The following is an 18,028-nucleotide window of genomic DNA, read 5'->3' as shown; positions in this document are numbered from 1 at the left end:
GAAGTACTTGATGGCTAGCGGAGGAAGAGTTACCAACCACTAGCGGAGAATAACTTATCCGCCGCTAGCCACCAAACCCTGAGTTGCCACTGCTTAGCGGCTGCGCTTGACCGGTAGCACCAACAATGCACCAATCACCGTGATAATGCCGGTACAGATGTAGAGTCCGGGGTATCCACCGAAAGCTTTGAGAGCAAATGTGGCTGAAATACCTGCGAGCATATTTGTGATGCCCACAGTCAGAGTCATAATCGACATATCTCGAGCTCGCGTCTGTGCGTGAGGAAGAACTTCGTTGATGAGCGCTTGGTCCACCGAAGTGAATGTGCCCCAGCCGATACCGAGAATTATCCCTGCCGTGATGACCATCGGCCAAGCGTGCACGAATGCCATCATGATTGCGGCGCCACCAGCCAATAGTGCCGAAGCCACCACGAAAATCTTGCGCTTTTGCACTCGATCAGACCATTTTCCACCCACGATTGCCGAGAGGATCGTCACCGCCGCGTAGATAACGGTGAGAATTAGCACCCCACCTTCAGGATCGTCGAGTTTAATCTGATCTTGCAGGTAGTAGTACAAGAAGAAGAGCGCTACATAGTTTCCCAAATGTACAACGAAGCGCGCAGCGAAAACCCACAGGTAATCGACATAGTCGTGTATCGAACGAGTTATAGCTGCAATATTATTCGCTAGATTATCGGCTTCCGCACGGGCGCGTTCTTCGGCTTCAGCTGCATGAACGTCGCGTGAATGTTTCCAGGTGCCGGTGAGGGTGTAGGTCAGGAGTATTGCCACAAACAGGCCAACTACCACCAGGTATGCAGTTTGAAGCGGGAAAGCCTCAGCGATGATCGTGCCGCCGACCAGGCCAAATGTGAATGTCGCGCCCAGCACGCCCGACACCATGCCGTATTGCCGTTGTGGGACGGTGTCTGGAGTGAGTGTGAGGATATTATTCGTGCTGAGCACGGTGAAAAACTGGAATGCAGCCCATGCCGAGACCATTACCCAATAACTTGGGGTAAATGAGATGAGGAACAGGGTAGCGCAGGCGCCAAAACCGCCAACGAGTATCCACGGCAGGCGTTTCCCCCAGCGCGTTTTGGTGCGATCAGAGAGTGTTCCAGCGAAAATCGAGGCAATGACCTGCACAGTTCCGCCAATGGTCATGAGCATGCCCAGCATTGCTTCTTTGTTTGAGGCATCCAGCTGCTGCATTTGCATTCCCAAAAGCAGCTGGCTTGGTGCCGCCCAGGAGACGCAGGTTGCGAAGTAGAGCAGCCCGTATGCGCTCACCCAGCTCTTTTTCACGTCTGGACGGCGGTTCGTTTCGATACCGTCGTCGTAAATAATTTCGGTCATTTTACGTACCTTTGGTAAATATCGTCGTTGATTTTTCCTTGGTCTATGATGTCGCGCAGCATGTATGCCGAGGGTTTGGGGGTGCGCTCCAAAGTTTCGGGATCGAGGTGAACGATGCCGAAGTGTGGAATCATCCCCTCCGACCACTCCCAATTGTCTACGAAACACCAGTGGTAGTACCGCTCAAAGGGCAGGCCACTCGATGCCATGGCGGCGAAATGCTCCAGCAAGAATTTGGGGCGGAATCGTTCTAGTTCGGTTTCGCTGCCGTTGTCTGCGGTGCCGTTTTCGGTGATCCAAATGGGCAGATGGTGGCGTTCGTAGAGTTCACGGGCACATTCAACGATTCCTTGCGGATAGATTTCCCAGCCAAGATCGTTGACGGCGGCTCCGGGAAATACTCCGTCGCTCAACCCGTGTACCGTGGAGCGGGTGTAGTAGTTGATGGCGACGACGTCGCAGTAGTGTCCGCGTTGAATGTCGCGTGGCGGCCGTCCCAAGAGCGGGTGGAAAGTTCCGTTGTAGCACGCGTTTTCGATCAGACGGTTGTAGAGGTAGTCGTCTATTTTCGCGAAAGCTCGATGCATGGGATTCTTTGGGTTGAGCGGTGTGAATCCGCGGATATGGTGTGCGATTGCTACATTGATGGTGCGGCCAGGTGAGTCGAGTTTGCGATGGATAAGTTTGTATGCGCGAATGTGTGCGATTGCGAAGTTGCGCATGGTCACGAGGGCTTTTCGCACGCTCTTTCCGCCTGGAGGAGTCTCGTTGTAGAGGAACGACTGGGTGGAAAATACGTTGGGTTCGTTAATAGTGTTCCAGTCGCTGACCAGATCGCCAAAATTCTCCACGATTTTATTTACAAAGCGTATGAACAGGCAGATGTTCTGTTCCTTAGCGAATCCGCCCATGTCCTCGAACCACTGTGGGTGGCTAAAATGGTGGAGGGTCACGAGGGGTTCTATTCCGCGTTTTTTGAGGTCAACGAGTTCTTCGCGGTATCGGGCGACGGCGGTTTCATCCCACTTGCCGCGCTGCGGTTCGATGCGGGTCCAGTCGAGTGAAATGCGCGCGATTTGCAGGTGCAATTCCTGCATGAGCGCGTTGTCTTCTCGCCAGCGTCGCCAGTGGCCGGTTGCTGGTTCTGGGGTGGTTCCATCTTTGATATTTCCGGGCTTTTCAGCCCACGTGTGCCAATTTGTTTGCGGTAAATCACCTTCAATTTGGACGGCTGCAGAAGCTGTACCAATCTTGAATGTCAACGCCATTGTTTCCATGCATTCAAGTGTAGAGCATATTTCTCGTTAATGTGATACTTTCCGTATTGGAAATTGCGGAGTGCTACTCATACTATTGGCTTATGACGTGGATTTTTACCGAGAAACCGCGATGTTACAATGGATACTGTATTGATCCGGTTGCTTCGATCCGTGAGTTTTCCGTACGACGTTTGATCGATACGACAATCGCTTATCTGCTATTTTTTCTCGCGCACGGTTTTTTCTACGTACTCGTGACACCCGATCATTGCAAGGGTGCCGAGCAGTGCGAAAATTGGCATCAACACGGGGTCGATGCGCGTCATGAGATAGCCCACCGCTGGTGGCATCAAAAGCTGCCCTGTGTAAGCGAATCCCATCTGCAAACCCATCGCACGCTGTGTATTGGCTGCGCCGAGCCGGCGTGCAGTCTCTTTGAGAATCACTGGGTAAATTGGCGCGCAACCTAAACCGATCATGATGAACCCTGCCACTGCGCCCAAAGCCAGGGGTGAAAATAACGAAATCACAGCCCCAATCGCCATGATCACCGATCCAACTCGTAAAAGTGCGAGGTTGGAAAGTTTTTTAGCGGCAAAACCGGCAATGAAACGTCCGCCGGTAATCCCGATATAGAAGCCGGCTGATCCTGCGGCAGCGAGCGAGGGCGTCACGCCGTGATAGCTCACTAAGAAAGTGGCACCCCACAGGCCAGTGGTCAATTCGACTGCGCAGTAAAAGAAGAATCCGCATAAAATCGGTGCGATATGTGGCAGCCGGTACCACGGCGTGAGCTGGGCTGCGGCGTCGTCGTGCGAAAAATCATCTGCAGTACTCGAACGCTCCGTGCTCGCCCACAACTTGCGAGAAGCGATGAGTAAAAACATCAGCGCGAACTGCAATAGCGCCACGGTGACGTAAGCAGGACGCCATTGGCCGCGCCAGTTGAGCCAAAATCCCACGATGAGCGGGCCAAGTGAGGCACCGACGCCCCAAAAAGCGTGGAGCCAATTGTTGTGTCGCGTCGAATAGTTGAGCGATACAAAAGCGTTAATAGCAGCATCGATGGCGCCGGCACCCAATCCGAGCGGGAGAGCGAAAATGCATAGCCAGAGGAAAGACGGCGCAAGCGCGTAACCGAGGAGGGTCACCGCCGTCAGTGCCACCGAGGTGATAGAGATTTTTACGGTACCGAAACGCGCAATGAGAGCGGCTGACGCAAAAGAGGCTGTGATCGTGCCGATACATACGATCATGGAGACGACTCCTGCACCGGCGGGATCGACATGGAGTGAAGACGCAAGTGAGGGCCACGAGGCTCCGACGACGGCGTCGGGAAGTCCGAGTGAAACGAAAGCTGCGTAGATGACGGCGAGCAAGAGCGTCATGGTGAGTCCTTAAGTGCTGTGCTGAACGGATGGGAAACCGCTACGATCGGGGCGTCATTGTGCGCTAAGACTGAAATAATGAAAATTTAACTACATTGTTTCATGAAGAAGCACAATTGTTCCAACTCGAATAAACGGCTCGGTTACCCTATAAAATCGCGGGTGAGGTAATATGTATCGCGGACCGAATATTTCGGCAACTGAAGAAAGCGGCGATGACCAGCTGCGATAGAAACAGCCCCAACGGAGGGAAATAAATGACGAAGTATGTATATAACTTCACCGAGGGAGATAAAGATCAGAAGGATCTGCTCGGTGGTAAGGGTGCGAACCTTGCGGAAATGACCAACCTTGGTCTGCCAGTTCCTCCCGGATTTACCATCACAACTGAAGCTTGCCGTGCATACCTGAGTCAGGGGAACGTTCCAGAAACACTGGATGTTGAGGTGACCGCTGCGATTCGTAGCGTTGAGCAGACGATGGGCAAGAAGCTAGGCGATGCGGCTGATCCTTTGTTGATGTCGGTTCGTTCTGGCGCGAAGTTCTCGATGCCAGGCATGATGGAAACCGTTTTGAACATCGGTTTGAACGATGAGTCTGTGCAAGGTTTGGCAGAAAAGTCTGGAAATGAGCGTTTTGCGTGGGATTCCTACCGTCGTCTCATCCAGATGTTCGGCAAGACAGTTATGGATATCGAGGGCGATCTTTTCTCCGATGCTCTGCATGGCCTGCAGGCACGTAAGGGCTACAAGGGTGACCTTGATATGACCACCGAGGATCTTAAAGAACTCGTTGTGGAATACAAAGAAATCGTAAAGAAAGAAACCGGCCAGGATTTCCCACAAGATCCACGCTTCCAGCTCGATATGGCCGTTGAGGCTGTGTTCCGCTCGTGGAACACCGATCGTGCCCGCATTTACCGTCGTCGTGAGCACATTCCAAACAACCTCGGAACTGCAGTGAACGTGCAGACCATGGTATTCGGAAACATGGGCGAGGGTTCAGGTACCGGTGTGTGCTTCACTCGTGACCCATCTACCGGCCACTCCGGCGTTTACGGCGATTACCTTGAGAACGCACAAGGTGAGGACGTCGTTGCAGGTATCCGCAACACGCTTTCGCTCGCGGATCTTGAGAAGCTTGATAAGACGTCTTACGATGAGCTTCGCGAAATCATGACCAAGCTCGAGACTCACTACCGCGATATGTGCGATATTGAGTTCACGATTCAAAGTGGCAAGCTGTGGATGCTGCAAACCCGCGTTGGAAAGCGCACAGCTTCGGCTGCGTTCCGTATCGCTGAGCAGCTCGTGAACGAGCGTCTCATTACGCACGACGAAGCGGTCACCCGCGTTACCGGTGATCAGCTCACCTCGCTGCTGTTCCCACAGTTCGACAAGTCTGCACCAAAGAAAGTTATTTCTAAGGGTATGCCGGCTTCTCCTGGCGCTGCAGTGGGCGAGATCGTGCTCAACAACGAGCAGGCTGTTGCTCGCACCCAAGCTGGCGCTTCGGTGATCTTGGTTCGTCGCGAAACCAACCCAGATGATTTGCAGGGTATGGTTGTGGCTTCGGGCGTTCTTACCGCTCGTGGTGGTAAGACTTCCCACGCTGCTGTGGTGGCGCGCGGAATGGGTCGCTGCTGCGTTGTCGGCGCCGAAGACCTTTTGGTTGATGAAGCAGCTGGCACCGTTTACGTGAAGTCTCAAGATGCTACCTACAAGGCTGGCGATGTGATCGCTATCGACGGTACCTCGGGTGAGATTTTCGAAGGTGAAGTTCCAGTTACTGATTCGCCAGTAATGACCTATATTTCGAAGGGTCTTGAGGCTGGTTTGGCTGCTTCTCCAGATGAGGACACGAAGGAACTCGTCACCGCTGTTGATCACATTCTTTCGCACGCAGATGAGAAGCGTCGCTTGGTGGTTCGCGCTAACGCCGACAACCCAGAGGACGCTCAGCGCGCTCGCGAATTCGGCGCTGAGGGTATTGGCCTGTGCCGTACTGAGCACATGTTCCTCGGTGATCGCCGCAAGCTCATCGAATCTGTGATTCTCGCCGAGACTGAAGATGAGCAGCAGGCTGCTTTCGATGCGCTTATGCCACTTCAAAAGGGCGATTTCATCGGCATTTTCGATGCGATGGACGGCCTTTCGGTTACGGTGCGCCTGATCGATCCGCCACTGCATGAGTTCCTGCCAGATCTCACCGAGCTTTCCGTTGAGCTTGCTGTTAAGGAAGCTAAGGGTGAAGAAGTTACTGAGGCTGAGAAGAAGCTGCTCGCTGCAGTGAAGGCCAACCATGAGCAGAACCCAATGCTCGGTTTGCGTGGTGTGCGCCTTGGTCTGAAGCTTCCTGGCTTGATCAAGCTGCAGGTTCGTGCAATCGCTGAGGCATGTGCTGAATTGAAGAAGCAGGGTAAGGATCCTCGCCCAGAGATCATGGTTCCGCTTATTGGTTCTGTTCGTGAAATGCAGATCGTTCGCGATATGGCCTTGGAGATCATCAAGGAAGTTTCCGAAGAGTTCGGCGTGGAGCTGGAGCTGCCAATCGGCAATATGATCGAGCTTCCACGTGCAGCTGTGACCGCTGGCCGCATCGCAGTTGAGTCGGACTTCTTCTCGTTCGGCACGAACGATCTTACCCAGACGACGTGGGGCTTCTCTCGCGACGACGTCGAGGCGGCGTTCTTCAACGAGTACTTCGATTACGGCGTATTCGGAGATTCGCCATTCGAGTCGATCGATTGGCGCGGAGTTGGTTCCGTGGTGAAGATGGGTGCAAAGCGTGGACGCGCTGCTAACCCAGATCTTCACCTCGGTGTTTGTGGTGAGCATGGTGGCGATCCAGTATCGATCCACTTCTTCCACGAGATCGGGTTGGACTACGTTTCTTGTTCGCCATTCCGTGTGCCAGTTGCTCGTCTCGAAGCTGGTCGCGCAGCGATTTCGAATGAGTCGCCAGCGGCAATCGAGCGCGGAGCACAGCGCGCTACCACAGCGTGATAATCGCTTGAGATTGCGGTGCAAAATCTAGCGCTATCAATATGAGTGGCTAGGTGATGGCTGCTTGCGGGTGGATGCCCTGATATGGGGGCATCCACCCGCTTTTGTGTGCTAGCTATATTTAGCTGCTATGTGCCAGTGGCATTCACTGCGAGCTTAATATTGGGCTATTGGTGTACAGCGGTTATTTCCTGCTTAGTGAGGCGAGGATACTTAAGTACAAGGCACCTAACTCATTTGGTTGTGGTGTTTCCAATGGAAAGGGGTTCCCAATGGGTATCGAAGAGACTGCAAAGAATAAAGCTAATGAACTCGGCGGAGCAGCAAAGGAATTTGTTGGAGGAGCAACAGATAATCCGGAGCTTGAGGCAGAAGGCCGAGTACAGAAAGACGAAAGCAAGCTGAAGGAAGTTGCTAATAAGGTCTCTGAAAAGGCTGAAGGGGCAGTGGAATATGTGAAAGAAGCTGCTGAAAGAATTGGCGATTCCATGAAGAAAGATAAGTGAACTGGTTTAGTTGCTAGTTCTGCATGCACTCTACGAACCGTCGATGCCGGTTCTTGCTGAAATGCTGAACTGTGCATGTGCTTGATCGTCTTGCGGGCAGATTGGAGTTCTTCCAATCTGCCCGCATTTTACCTGCGTATCGCAGTATTTGTAGGAAATTGGAAGAATTAAGGGACTTTTGGCTTTCCTAATTCGCTTTGGTAAGGGTAACCTAAATGGAGAAGTGAAAGGTGCTGTGCCTTTGTGAGCTTCCCTTGGTGGTTAATCGCCATCAGAAAGAACCTCGAAGAACACTTTTGTGCAGCGCCTTTTCAATATGTTGAATTGAGTGCCACCAATCCGTGCAGTGCACTCGCATATTTCGGCACGATAACTGACACTATGATTGAGAAAGACTTCCCAATGATTCTCAAGGACTGCCCGCTCCGGGTACCGATTCGCTTAACAAGCGTTCCTTTGCCGCGCCAAAATGTGCTCCGGATGCAAGAACTTGGAGTGCGCGTAGGAGCCGAAGCAGTGATTATGCAAAAAGCCGCATTCGGTGGTCTGATTGTGAATATCGCTGGGTCGCGCATTGCAGTAGACCACAAATGGGCAAAGCGTATTGAGGCGCAGATCGTCGAATGAACCGTTGAGGGATTCGAGCATTAAAACCCCGCAATATTCGAGAAGTGGCGCACACCAAACGCTCCCACGCGGGCAGGTAATGCGGAAAACGCAAAAACCGCCACGAGCTAATTCATCCGTTGAGTACTAAAGCAGTAGAAAGTAACACCTTGAGCAGCCAAGTTAATCTGAAATCGCAGCCGTACAACAACCTTGGCGGAGACGCTACAAAAATCTCCAAAGAGACACAAACGGTACTCTTGGTGGGCAACACCAACGTTGGAAAATCAACCTTGTTCAATGGTGTAACTGGCGCTCATCAAGCGATGATCAACGCTCCTGGCACCACAGTAGAAGTAATGGCCGGCAAGTGGCGCACCCTTGGCGTGCGCATCCTTGATCTGCCGGGCACTTACTCACTCATCCCCACGAGTCCCGACGAAGAAGTAGTGGAAGAAACGATCGCTGGACGCCCAGGCACCCTCACCGATCCTAGCCAGGGGCATCACACCGATCTCGTATTGGCAATCCTCGATGGTAGTTCACTGACGCGGTCGCTCTACCTGCTTGGTCAGATCGCCCAAACGGGGCATCCTGTTGCTGCGCTAATTTCCCTCGCGGACGTGGCGCAACACCACGGCGTCGAAATCGATCCCTCGGCGCTCTCGAAAGAACTGGGTATTCCGGTGATGATCTTTGATGCGCGCAAACCCAAACTCTATCCGGTATTAGACGAATTCGTGCGTAATGCATTGGAAGCGCCGTCGTATATTCGCGGTTTGCAGCCTGATCCTGAAGCGCCAGGTTACTGTGAAGAAGCAGCTCAGCATGGGCATGCCCAATGTAAAACTCCGCGCAATTGCTGTGGCAGCGTCACGATCGACGAACGCAATCTCCTCGCCCAAACACTGTGTGGGTGTGCCAACGAGCTCGTGCCTGGAGAAGACTGCGCAAAAGAAGGCACACGTAACGCGTGTGGATGCGGACATGCACCGGCGTCGTCGCTAAAACTCAACGACGAAACCGCGGCCCTACTTAACGCTGACGAATCAGAAGCCCAACTTGAACGCGCGAAAACCCTGTTCGCGTGGGTAGACAAGGTGGAATCCGCCGTCTTGAAGCACCGGGAAGATCCGACGAAACTTTCGCGATCAGACCAAGCCGATAGGATCTTGCTCAATCCATTCTTCGGTACCGCCGTCTTTTTCGGCCTGATGTGGACTCTTTTCCACCTTGCGGGAGAATGGGTTTCGCCGCTGCAAGATATGTTTGACGGCTGGTTCTCTAGTACCGACGACGGCGAAATTTCCCTGGCCAACGGCGTGGTGTGGGTCCTGACGCAACTGAGTCTGGACGGCACGTGGGTACAGTCTTTGCTGGTAAATGGTCTGGCGACTGGACTCGGCGTGGTGGCATCCTTTGTGCCGCTGATGTTCGTGATCTTCGTGGCGATCTCTGTGCTTGAAGATTCAGGATATATGGCGCGCGCGGCATTCCTCGCCGACCGGCTCATGCGCAAGATCGGTCTTGACGGGCGCGTGGTGCTACCGCTGATCATGGGATTTGGTTGTAACTTGCCCTCACTTGCTGCGGCAAGGTCACTGCCCTCGGCGCGCCACCGCCTGATCACCGCAATTATCACGCCTTATACCTCGTGTTCCGCGCGTTTAACCATTTACCTGATGATCGCCAAGATTTTCTTCCCCAATAATACGGGCACGGTTGTGTTTGTGATGTACGTGCTGTCGGTGACTATGGTGGTGCTGGCCGCGTGGGTGCTGAAATTCTTCTTTACTCGCAGCGAATCGCAGGCGCCGTTGATGCTGATCTTGCCGTCGTTCCAGCTGCCACGAGTGCTCGTGCTCGGGAAAATTTCCGTGCAGCGCACCTTCACGTTCGTGCGTGGAGCAGGGAAGATTATCGTCACGATGGCGATGCTGGTGTGGCTGCTTGGCGCGATTCCAACGAGTAGTTCGGGCGAGCATGGTTTTGCTGATCCTGAGTTGCCGATGTCTGAATCCGCCTACGGTTTGGTTGCCCGCGGACTCGAGCCAGTATTTGCGCCGGCAGGTTTCGGCGATTGGCATATGACCGGCGCTTTGATGACTGGCTTCGTGGCGAAAGAAACTGTGGTTTCGTCGATTGTTGTTTCGTACAATATGGACGCCGAAGCTGCTGGTGATGCAGAAGACAACGGCGACGATCTCGGCGTCTTACCGAATCTCCTTGGCGAGACGTTCAAACAGACGGCGGGAGCTGGACTTGAGCAGCTCGCAGCCCTAGCGTTCTTGGTTTTCGTGCTCACGTACACGCCGTGTATGGCGACCGTGGGTGAGCAGGTTCGACTCATCGGCGGCAAGCTCACGTCTATTGCGGTAGGAGTGCAGCTCGTGGTGGCATGGCTGCTGGCTGTGGGAGTGTTCCAAATCGGAAAGCTTTTCCTCGGTTGAGTAGATTGACGTGATGGCTGGTTTTCGTTTGCCCTGGCGAGGGAAAGACGACGGTCGGGCGGGTTCGCCTGTGCCGGAGGGCATGGCTGCGCTCTCTGGTGCTTCCACCCACGCCTCGGATCGCGTGCTTTCGCTGTTGCGTGAGGGGAAAACCGTGCATCAAGTTGCGATGCAGACGGGCACGTCCGAAGTATTCGTGAAAGTTATGCTTGAGCATTTTGAGCGGATTGGTATGGCGCGGTCGGCGGCGTCTTTGTGTTCGTCGGGTCTGGGCGCATGCAGTAGCTCGGGCGAGGCACTGTCGATGCAGGCGCAGATCGCATGTGCGGGCTGCCCGCTGAAACTGCCGAAAAATCTCGGGTAGTATTTGCTGCTTATGTCAGAAGCTTGTGTAAGTGAATAAAACAGAGTAATAAAGATCGAGTACGCTAGAGGATGATCTTTCTGCGTAGGATTCAGCGACAGGCTCATTGCGCCTTTCTTCGATGGCATGTGTTGCTTCGGTGCTGAAATGATCGAAGCTAGATAGTCCAGTTTTGGCTATTAGCCTGGCACTAGTTCTGCACCAAGAATCTAATCCGCTCGAGCCCACAATATGGCATCACTGCCCATGAACCCACAAATGAATGCACAATAGTAATAAGTCACAGTGGGTGGGCTGCTAGGAGGAGTGGGCGCCGGATGCATGAGAATCAGCACGCACAGGGCAAGGCTATGAGCCACGACGACGCTGGGTATCTACGCGGCACAGGGCGCCAACGTGACGTGCCTGGGCACCAGCGCGTTATCGGGCACCAGCAATCCGTCGTCGCCCCACACGACGTTCAAGCAGTACAGAGCGCCATCACCGAAATTAATGCAGCAATTACTGGAAGCGTCGATTCTTCGGTGCTCGCCCAAGCCCAGTACTCCACCGACGCCTCAAATTACCGAGTTCCTCCTGCGTTCGTGGTGTTTCCGCGCTCGCGTGACGACGTCGTCTCTACTTTACGTATCTGCCGCAAGTATCAAATTCCTATTACTTCGCGTGGCGGTGGCACCTCGGTAGCCGGTAACTCAATCGGGGCAGGTGCAGTGATCGATTTTTCGCGGCATATGAATCGCATCGTGGAAATAGACCCTGCAACCCGCACTGCGCTCGTTGAGCCCGGCGTCGTCATGAGTGATCTGCAACGGGAAGCGGCGAAATATGGCCTGCGCTTTGGCCCCGATCCGTCCACCCAAAATCGTGCAACAATGGGCGGAATGATTGGAAATAACGCCTGTGGTCCTCATGCCGTGGCCTGGGGCAGAACTGCAGATAACGTGGTGGAACTCGATTGCATTGACGGGCAGGGGCGCGAATTCACTGCTTCTGAACGTGGTCTAGACGCGAGCCCTGAGCTTAAAACCCTCATTTCTGAGAATCTCGCTCATATCCGGCACAACTTTGGGCAGTTTTCGCGGCAAGTCTCGGGGTATTCTCTTGAGCATCTGCTGCCAGAAAATGGTGAAAATCTTGCAAAAATGCTGGTAGGAAGTGAGGGTACGCTTGTTACGATCCTCAAAGCGCGCCTTCGGCTCGTGCCTCTCGCCCAAGCGCCAATGCTGGTGGTTTTGGGGTACCCTGACATGCCCACTGCGGCCGATCACGTGCCAGACCTGCTCAAACATAAGCCCTTGGCGATTGAAGGCATCGACGCGCAGCTCGTGGACGTCGTCCGCCGTGCAAAAGGGAGTGTTCCTGATTTGCCAGCAGGTGGTGGGTGGTTGCTTATCGAGGTAGGGGCCGAGGAGGGTGACGACGCCGCTGCAGTTCCCGCGCGTGCTGCAGCTCTCGCCGCAGATGCTGGCACGGATGCGGTTCGTATTCTGCCTGCTGGCGCCCAGGCCTCTGAGCTGTGGAGAATTCGGGCAGATGGGGCAGGATTAGGTGGGTGCACACCCAGTGGTTCTCAAGCCTGGCCAGGCTGGGAGGACAGCGCCGTACCTCCCGAACACCTGGGGGAGTATTTGCGCCAACTGCAGGCGCTCATGGAGTCTTACCAGCTCTCGGGCTTGATGTATGGGCATTTTGGCGACGGCTGCATGCATGTGCGAATCGATTTTCCGCTCGATGAGCAAAGCGGTGTGCAGGTATTTCGCGGTTTTATGGAGGAAGCGGCTGATCTGGTGGCGCGCTTTGGTGGCTCGCTTTCTGGGGAGCACGGCGACGGGCGGGCACGATCGGAGTTACTTCCCCGCATGTTTGACCCGCATTCGGTGGAATTGTTTTCGCAGGTAAAAGGGATTTTTGATCCAGAGAATTTCTTGAATCCGGGCGTGTTGGTTGATCCGGTTCCTTTTGATAAGAATTTGCGCCGCCCGGCTGCTCATAAGATGGATTATGCTGGCGGTTTCCATTTTCACGACGATGCCGGCAACTTCACGAACGCCCTTCACCGCTGCACTGGTGTGGGAAATTGCCGGGCAGATCGCACTGCCGCCGGCTTTTTCATGTGTCCGTCGTATCTGGCAACCCGCGAAGAAAAAGACGCTACCCGAGGTAGAATGCGAGTTTTGCAAGAGGTAGCCAACGGTACGTTAGTTACCGGGTTCGCCGACTCCGCAGTGGCCGGAGCGCTTGACCTGTGTCTCGCATGCAAAGCCTGCTCAGCGGATTGCCCGACTGGCGTCGATATGGCGCGCTATCGCTCTGAGGTGCTCTTTAGACGTTATCGGAGGAAAATTCGCCCACGCACCCACTATGTGCTGGGAAATTTGCCGACTCTTGCGCGTCTGGCCACCTCAATTCCTGGGGCGTCGCGCCTCGCAAATAAACTCATGAGCATTGGTTTCATCAAGAAAGCCGCATTTACCGTGGTCGGAATTGACGCTAGGCGGTCTATGCCAGGATTTGCCGCCACGCGATTTTCGACTATCGCCAGCAAGCTTATCGACTCAGGTACACATGTGGGTGAGTTTGGGCGAATGGCTCACACCGGCGTCGTACCTCAAGAAAATGCGAAATATGTGATGCTTTGGGCGGATTCGTTCTCCGAAACGCTCGACACGCGTGGTGCGCAAGCGCAAGTGCGGCTCTTGCAGCGTATGGGGTACACGGTGCTCATTCCGCCGCGCGACCTTTGTTGCGGCCTGACGTGGATTACCACTGGTCAGCTGGGTACTGCGAAGAAGAAATTGTACATGTTGTTGGAAGTGCTGGCACCGTTTGCCGCCAGTGGGATTCCGATTGTGGGCGTGGAGCCATCGTGTACAGCAGTTTTGCGCGACGACGTGCTCGATTTATTGCCCGACGACGCCCGCGCAGGTCTCGTTTCTGCCATGACTTTCACATTAGCTGAGCTGTTAACACATGTGGACTATGGGATTGGTGAGCAGGAGAAATTGCCGGATTTGCGGGGTGTGGAAGTTGTGGCGCAGCCGCATTGCCACCATTATTCGGTGATGGGTTGGGCGGCCGACGCCAAGCTATTGCGTGACTGTGGCGCTGAGCTCACGATACTGAGCGGCTGCTGCGGACTCGCTGGCAATTTCGGTATGGAGCAGGGGCATTACGAAATTTCGGCGAAAATTGCTGAAAATTCGCTTTTGCCAAAGTTGCGGGCGGCGCGGAAGGATGCCGTCTTCCTAGCTGATGGTTTCTCGTGTCGTACGCAGGCGCAGCAGCTCGCGGGTGCGAACGGCGTGCATCTGGCGGAGCTGCTCTTGCGAGGCAAAGACGTGCGCAGGCGTGCTGACTAGTGGTTGGGCAAGCTCGAGGTTCAGAGCTTGTCGTGAATCCACTGCGTAATTGCGAGGTAAGCTTGCGTGCGGGCGCTGCCGCGTGAGAATACGACGTCGTGAATTCCCTTGTCGATTTTGCAAAGCGTGACGTCATTGCCTAAGTTTTCGATCAATGGCCAGGTGTGCTCGAGGTCGAGCACGTTGTCTACCTCGAGTACTTCCGGTGACCATGAGGTGGTGATCAAGGATCGGCTCGATGTGAGAGCCAAGATAGGCTGCTGGATATTGAGTCCTTGCGCGATACGTTTCTGACCAGCAAGTACTGTGTTGATCCAGCCGGCTCGGACAGGGAAGGTGGGAAAGTGGCGCAGACGTGGGTCGGCTTCCCAACCGGTTGTGAAGAACGGATCGTTGGGATCGTCGTCGGCGCTGAGAGCGTGTTGGCCGCTAAGGATTTTCTGGTAGAAGCCGTCGTCGTGCGTTTTAAAAATATGGAGCGGCTTGATTTTGGCCATTAATTTGGCGATTGGCTTGAGGACGCGCATCTTCACGCCGGACAAATCGGTGTATAGCCATGGCGAATTGAGGATGAGACCGTCGAAGCTGTTAGGGTGGCGATCTGCCCAGAGAGAGACGGTGAGGCCGCCGGTAGAGTGGCCGTACATGATGACGGGGCAGCCAGGGTGCTCGGAGCGGGCAATTGTGATGGCCTGCTGAATTTCTTCGTCGTAAACGGCGAGCGAATCGGTGTAGCCCCAGGGTTCACCAGGTTGGTGCGATCTGCCGTAACGGCGCAGGTCAAGAGCGTATAGATGGCCGCCTATAGCGCCGATGAAACGGGAGAATTCCTTGTGGTAAAAATAATCATTCCAGCCGTGAATTGTGATCAGGATGAACTCTTTTTGTGGGGTGCTCATAGGGAGTTGAGCTGGGGTAAAAGGGTGCGGATCGCGCTGGGGAAGATATTTAGTGATCGCGCATCGTTGCTGCGTGCCAGCGACGGGGTCGAGATTGATGATCGTGGAGGTGAAGCCTGCGCCGAGCATATCCTCAGCCCACTGAATTGATTCTTCCATAAGTTCATTGTGCCAGATGAGCGGGGAAATAGCAGGTGGGTGCGGAGGTGGAGGTGTGGCGCGGGCGTGGGTGAGACGGATGTGCATCGGCGTGGGCGGGGAGGTGTGGGCGTATGGGTGTGGGTGGTGCAGGTGTGTGGCGAAGAGGTGTGGGGTGGTGTGATCACAAGGTGCCACAAAACTTTGGTGTGAATCGAGCATGTTCTCGATATATATCGAGATGTTTGCGGAATCGCCCCAAAAGTTGGTGATGAGTAGGGGAGGCGCGTACCGAAGCCTAAATGTTAGGAAAACAACGCTGTGAGCTGCAACTGTGAATGATGTTAATCTTGTTGTGCCTGTAAAAAATGTGACACTTGTGAATTGAGTGATTGATGCTAATTTAGTGAATTATGTTTCTAGTGTTTCATTTTTGACAGTTTTGGTATACCCTCAGAAGTGCGAGTGGGTAATTTGGCGAAAGTCAAGAGCGACACGCCCGATCGTGTAATGTCGAAAAATCTTAATTGACTCAGGGAACGTGGAGGAAAAGCCGGTGAAACGAGGAATTCAGCGCGTGCTGGCAACAGCGAGCGTCGTTGGCTTAACAGTCACGATAGCTCCAGTTTCGTACGCCGATCCGGTTGACGATTCCGATATCGAAGCTGCTCATGGGAAGCAAGATAGCACTGCCAACTCTATTGCAGGAATCGAGCTTGAATTAACAAAGCTGTCGGCGAAGAGCAATGAGCTTGAACTTGCTGCAGCGAAGCAAAAAGCTGCTCAAATTGAAGCTGAATCGGCGCTGCTTCAGGCCATTGATCAGGCCGTGATTGCACAAGATAAAGCCAATCAGGCGAAGGCGGAGCTAGATAAAGCACGGCAAGCCATGGGAAGCGTTGCGCAGGCGATGTACCAGGATTCTGCTGGTCAGCTAACGAACGCGCACTATCTCTTTGGTGCCGACAATATGGCTAGCGCTACTTCGCGTAGCAAAGCATTTGAGTCGCTTGCATCTAATGCTGATAACAACGTGCGGCATTACAAAGCTCTAGAAGAAATTGCTACCACTCTTCAAAAGAAAGCCGATTCAGTAGCTGACAAGCAAAGTGAAGCTGCTGAGAAAGCAGAAGCTGCTGCAAATGAAACTGAGGCAGCAATCAAAGCTGCTCAAGATCAGATTTCTCAGGCCAATTCACGCCGAGCCGAGCTAGTTGTTGCACTTGCAAGCCAGCGTGGCACAACTGTTGAACTGGAGCGAGAGCGTCTCGATCAGCTCGAAGCTACTCGTGTGGCAAAAGCACAAGCTGCTGCAAATTTGGTTATCGCCGAAGCAAACAGCAAATCTGGAAAGAAAGCTGCTGCACAAGCTTCTGCTGCATTGTCTCAGGCAAACACAAACGTCAAAGCAACGGAAGCTGCTGCCCAGTCGGCTGCCGCTTCGGCTGCTCAGCTCGCAAAAGAAGCTGCTAACGCCGATGGTGATTTGAAAGCTTTGAAAGAAAAGGCTGCACAAGAGGCCGCCGCTTTCGCTGCGCAAAAGAAGAAAGAAGCAGATGCTGCAGCAGCAACTGCCGCTGCCATTGCTCAAGCTGAAAAAGAGGCACGTCAGCGTGCTGAGGCTCAGCGCCTTGCTGCGGAGCGGGCGGCTGCAGAAAAGGCTGCGCAAGACGCTGCTAATCAGCGTACTCGCGAAGAAGCTGCTCGCAGAGCCGAGCAAAAGCGAGCCGAGGAACAAGCAGCGGCTGCGGCTGCTGCCGCAACTGCTGCTGCCGCTGCGGCAGCAGCAGCACAGCGTCCAGCCGCTCCGCCATCGGATGGCTCGACTGGTGCATCACTCATCAGCTACGCACGCCAATTCTCCGGTGTGCCTTATGTTTGGGGTGGAAGCACGCCTAACGGTTGGGATTGTTCAGGCTTTGTGAGCTTCGTGTTCCGGCATTTCGGATATTCGATTCCTCATTCCTCAGCGCGAATCTTTGCCGCATACGGCGCATATGAAGTGTCGCCCTCCCAGGCTCGCCCAGGAGATATTCTCTACTGGCCAGGTCACGTGGGCATCTACACTGGAAATGGTCGTCATATCGCGGCGCACGATCCATCACGCGGCACCTCTGAGGCTCCGATCTGGGGTAGGCCAATCTACCTGCGTGTGCTCTAAACAAGCGCCGTTTCGGTAACTTCGCCAAAATCGCGATGTGTGGCGTAGTGGTGTTAAACGATTGAACTGCTCCCTGAAAGTTGAACCGATTAATTTGGTTTCTTCTTTCGGGGAGCAGTTCATTAATGTCCTATGCTCGATAACCGACGAGCTGATTGCACAGTTCTTCTAAACGTCTCTAAGCTCTTTCTAAGTATCTCTTAGTAGCCCTAAGCAGCGCGAGGATAATCGAGCGGGTTGTATCTCGTAAAAGCCGAGCGGGGTATCAACACCAAAAGGTTGATACCCCGCTCCCAGCTCATATCACTTAAGCTCAGTGATTGTAATACCCGGTTTCTTCTGCTCGCTTAAAGGAACGAACAATTTCGGCTTCAGCTTCTTCTCGGCCAACCCAGTGGGCGCCATCTACAGATTTACCTGGCTCGAGATCCTTGTACACTTCGAAGAAGTGTTGGATTTCCAGGCGGTGGAATTCGGATACATCATCAATCTCAGTACGCCAAGAAGCGCGCTGATCACCAGCTGGAA

The 18,028-nt window shown here is 53.9% G+C and carries 12 protein-coding genes; 7 read left to right on the top strand and 5 right to left on the bottom strand.

The window, feature by feature from the left end; all coding sequences use genetic code 11:
• Positions 1-93: 93 nt before the first annotated feature.
• The 3 genes from JOD55_RS00060 to JOD55_RS00050 all read right to left on the bottom strand — a co-directional run bounded on the left by JOD55_RS00060 (position 94) and on the right by JOD55_RS00050 (position 4,012).
• Positions 94-1,365 carry an MFS transporter gene (locus JOD55_RS00060; RefSeq protein WP_204397429.1) on the bottom strand — a complete coding sequence of 424 codons (1,272 nt, stop codon included), beginning with the start codon at positions 1,363-1,365 and terminating at the stop codon, positions 94-96.
• A complete protein-coding gene (locus JOD55_RS00055; protein ID WP_204397421.1) occupies positions 1,362-2,642 on the bottom strand; it encodes a glycoside hydrolase family 1 protein in 1,281 nt (426 codons plus the stop codon). The genes JOD55_RS00060 and JOD55_RS00055 overlap by 4 nt, the downstream gene beginning before the upstream one ends.
• 200 nt (positions 2,643-2,842) lie before the next feature.
• On the bottom strand, positions 2,843-4,012 hold the full coding sequence (locus tag JOD55_RS00050) for an MFS transporter (RefSeq protein ID WP_204397419.1): 1,170 nt from the start codon (positions 4,010-4,012) through the stop codon (positions 2,843-2,845).
• Positions 4,013-4,269: 257 nt separating this feature from the next.
• On the opposite strand from JOD55_RS00050, the gene ppdK reads away from it, so the two are divergent.
• The 6 genes from ppdK to JOD55_RS00020 all read left to right on the top strand — a co-directional run bounded on the left by ppdK (position 4,270) and on the right by JOD55_RS00020 (position 14,302).
• On the top strand, positions 4,270-7,017 hold the full coding sequence (ppdK, locus tag JOD55_RS00045; protein WP_204397417.1) for a pyruvate, phosphate dikinase: 2,748 nt from the start codon (positions 4,270-4,272) through the stop codon (positions 7,015-7,017).
• Between the two features lie 272 nt (positions 7,018-7,289).
• On the top strand, positions 7,290-7,523 hold the full coding sequence (locus JOD55_RS00040; RefSeq protein WP_204397415.1) for a CsbD family protein: 234 nt from the start codon (positions 7,290-7,292) through the stop codon (positions 7,521-7,523).
• A 381-nt stretch (positions 7,524-7,904) separates the two neighbouring features.
• Positions 7,905-8,150 (top strand): FeoA family protein, encoded by a 246-nt coding sequence (locus JOD55_RS00035; RefSeq protein ID WP_239538913.1) that lies wholly within the window; start codon positions 7,905-7,907, stop codon positions 8,148-8,150.
• A 149-nt stretch (positions 8,151-8,299) separates the two neighbouring features.
• The gene (gene feoB / locus JOD55_RS00030) at positions 8,300-10,579 is read left to right on the top strand and encodes a ferrous iron transport protein B (protein ID WP_239538912.1); all 2,280 of its coding nucleotides are present in this window, start codon (positions 8,300-8,302) and stop codon (positions 10,577-10,579) included.
• A gap of 13 nt (positions 10,580-10,592) precedes the next feature.
• Positions 10,593-10,943, top strand: coding sequence for a hypothetical protein (locus tag JOD55_RS00025; RefSeq protein WP_204397413.1), 351 nt, complete (start codon positions 10,593-10,595; stop codon positions 10,941-10,943).
• Positions 10,944-11,260: 317 nt separating this feature from the next.
• Positions 11,261-14,302, top strand: coding sequence for an FAD-binding and (Fe-S)-binding domain-containing protein (locus JOD55_RS00020; RefSeq protein WP_239538911.1), 3,042 nt, complete (start codon positions 11,261-11,263; stop codon positions 14,300-14,302).
• A 20-nt stretch (positions 14,303-14,322) separates the two neighbouring features.
• Here the strand turns inward: JOD55_RS00020 and JOD55_RS00015 are convergent, their stop codons facing one another.
• Positions 14,323-15,360 carry an alpha/beta fold hydrolase gene (locus JOD55_RS00015; RefSeq protein ID WP_204397411.1) on the bottom strand — a complete coding sequence of 346 codons (1,038 nt, stop codon included), beginning with the start codon at positions 15,358-15,360 and terminating at the stop codon, positions 14,323-14,325.
• Positions 15,361-15,895: 535 nt separating this feature from the next.
• On the opposite strand from JOD55_RS00015, the gene JOD55_RS00010 reads away from it, so the two are divergent.
• Entirely contained in the window at positions 15,896-17,500 is a 1,605-nt protein-coding gene (locus tag JOD55_RS00010; RefSeq protein ID WP_204397409.1) for an NlpC/P60 family protein, read from the top strand.
• A gap of 313 nt (positions 17,501-17,813) precedes the next feature.
• Here the strand turns inward: JOD55_RS00010 and JOD55_RS00005 are convergent.
• Positions 17,814-18,028 (bottom strand): inorganic diphosphatase (locus tag JOD55_RS00005; RefSeq protein WP_204397407.1); only part of this gene is annotated, 215 nt, incomplete at its 5' end.

It is taken from the genome of Arcanobacterium pluranimalium, assembly GCF_016907845.1.
Lineage (GTDB): Bacteria > Actinomycetota > Actinomycetes > Actinomycetales > Actinomycetaceae > Arcanobacterium_A > Arcanobacterium_A pluranimalium.
This window is presented reverse-complemented; position numbering and strand designations above follow the sequence as displayed.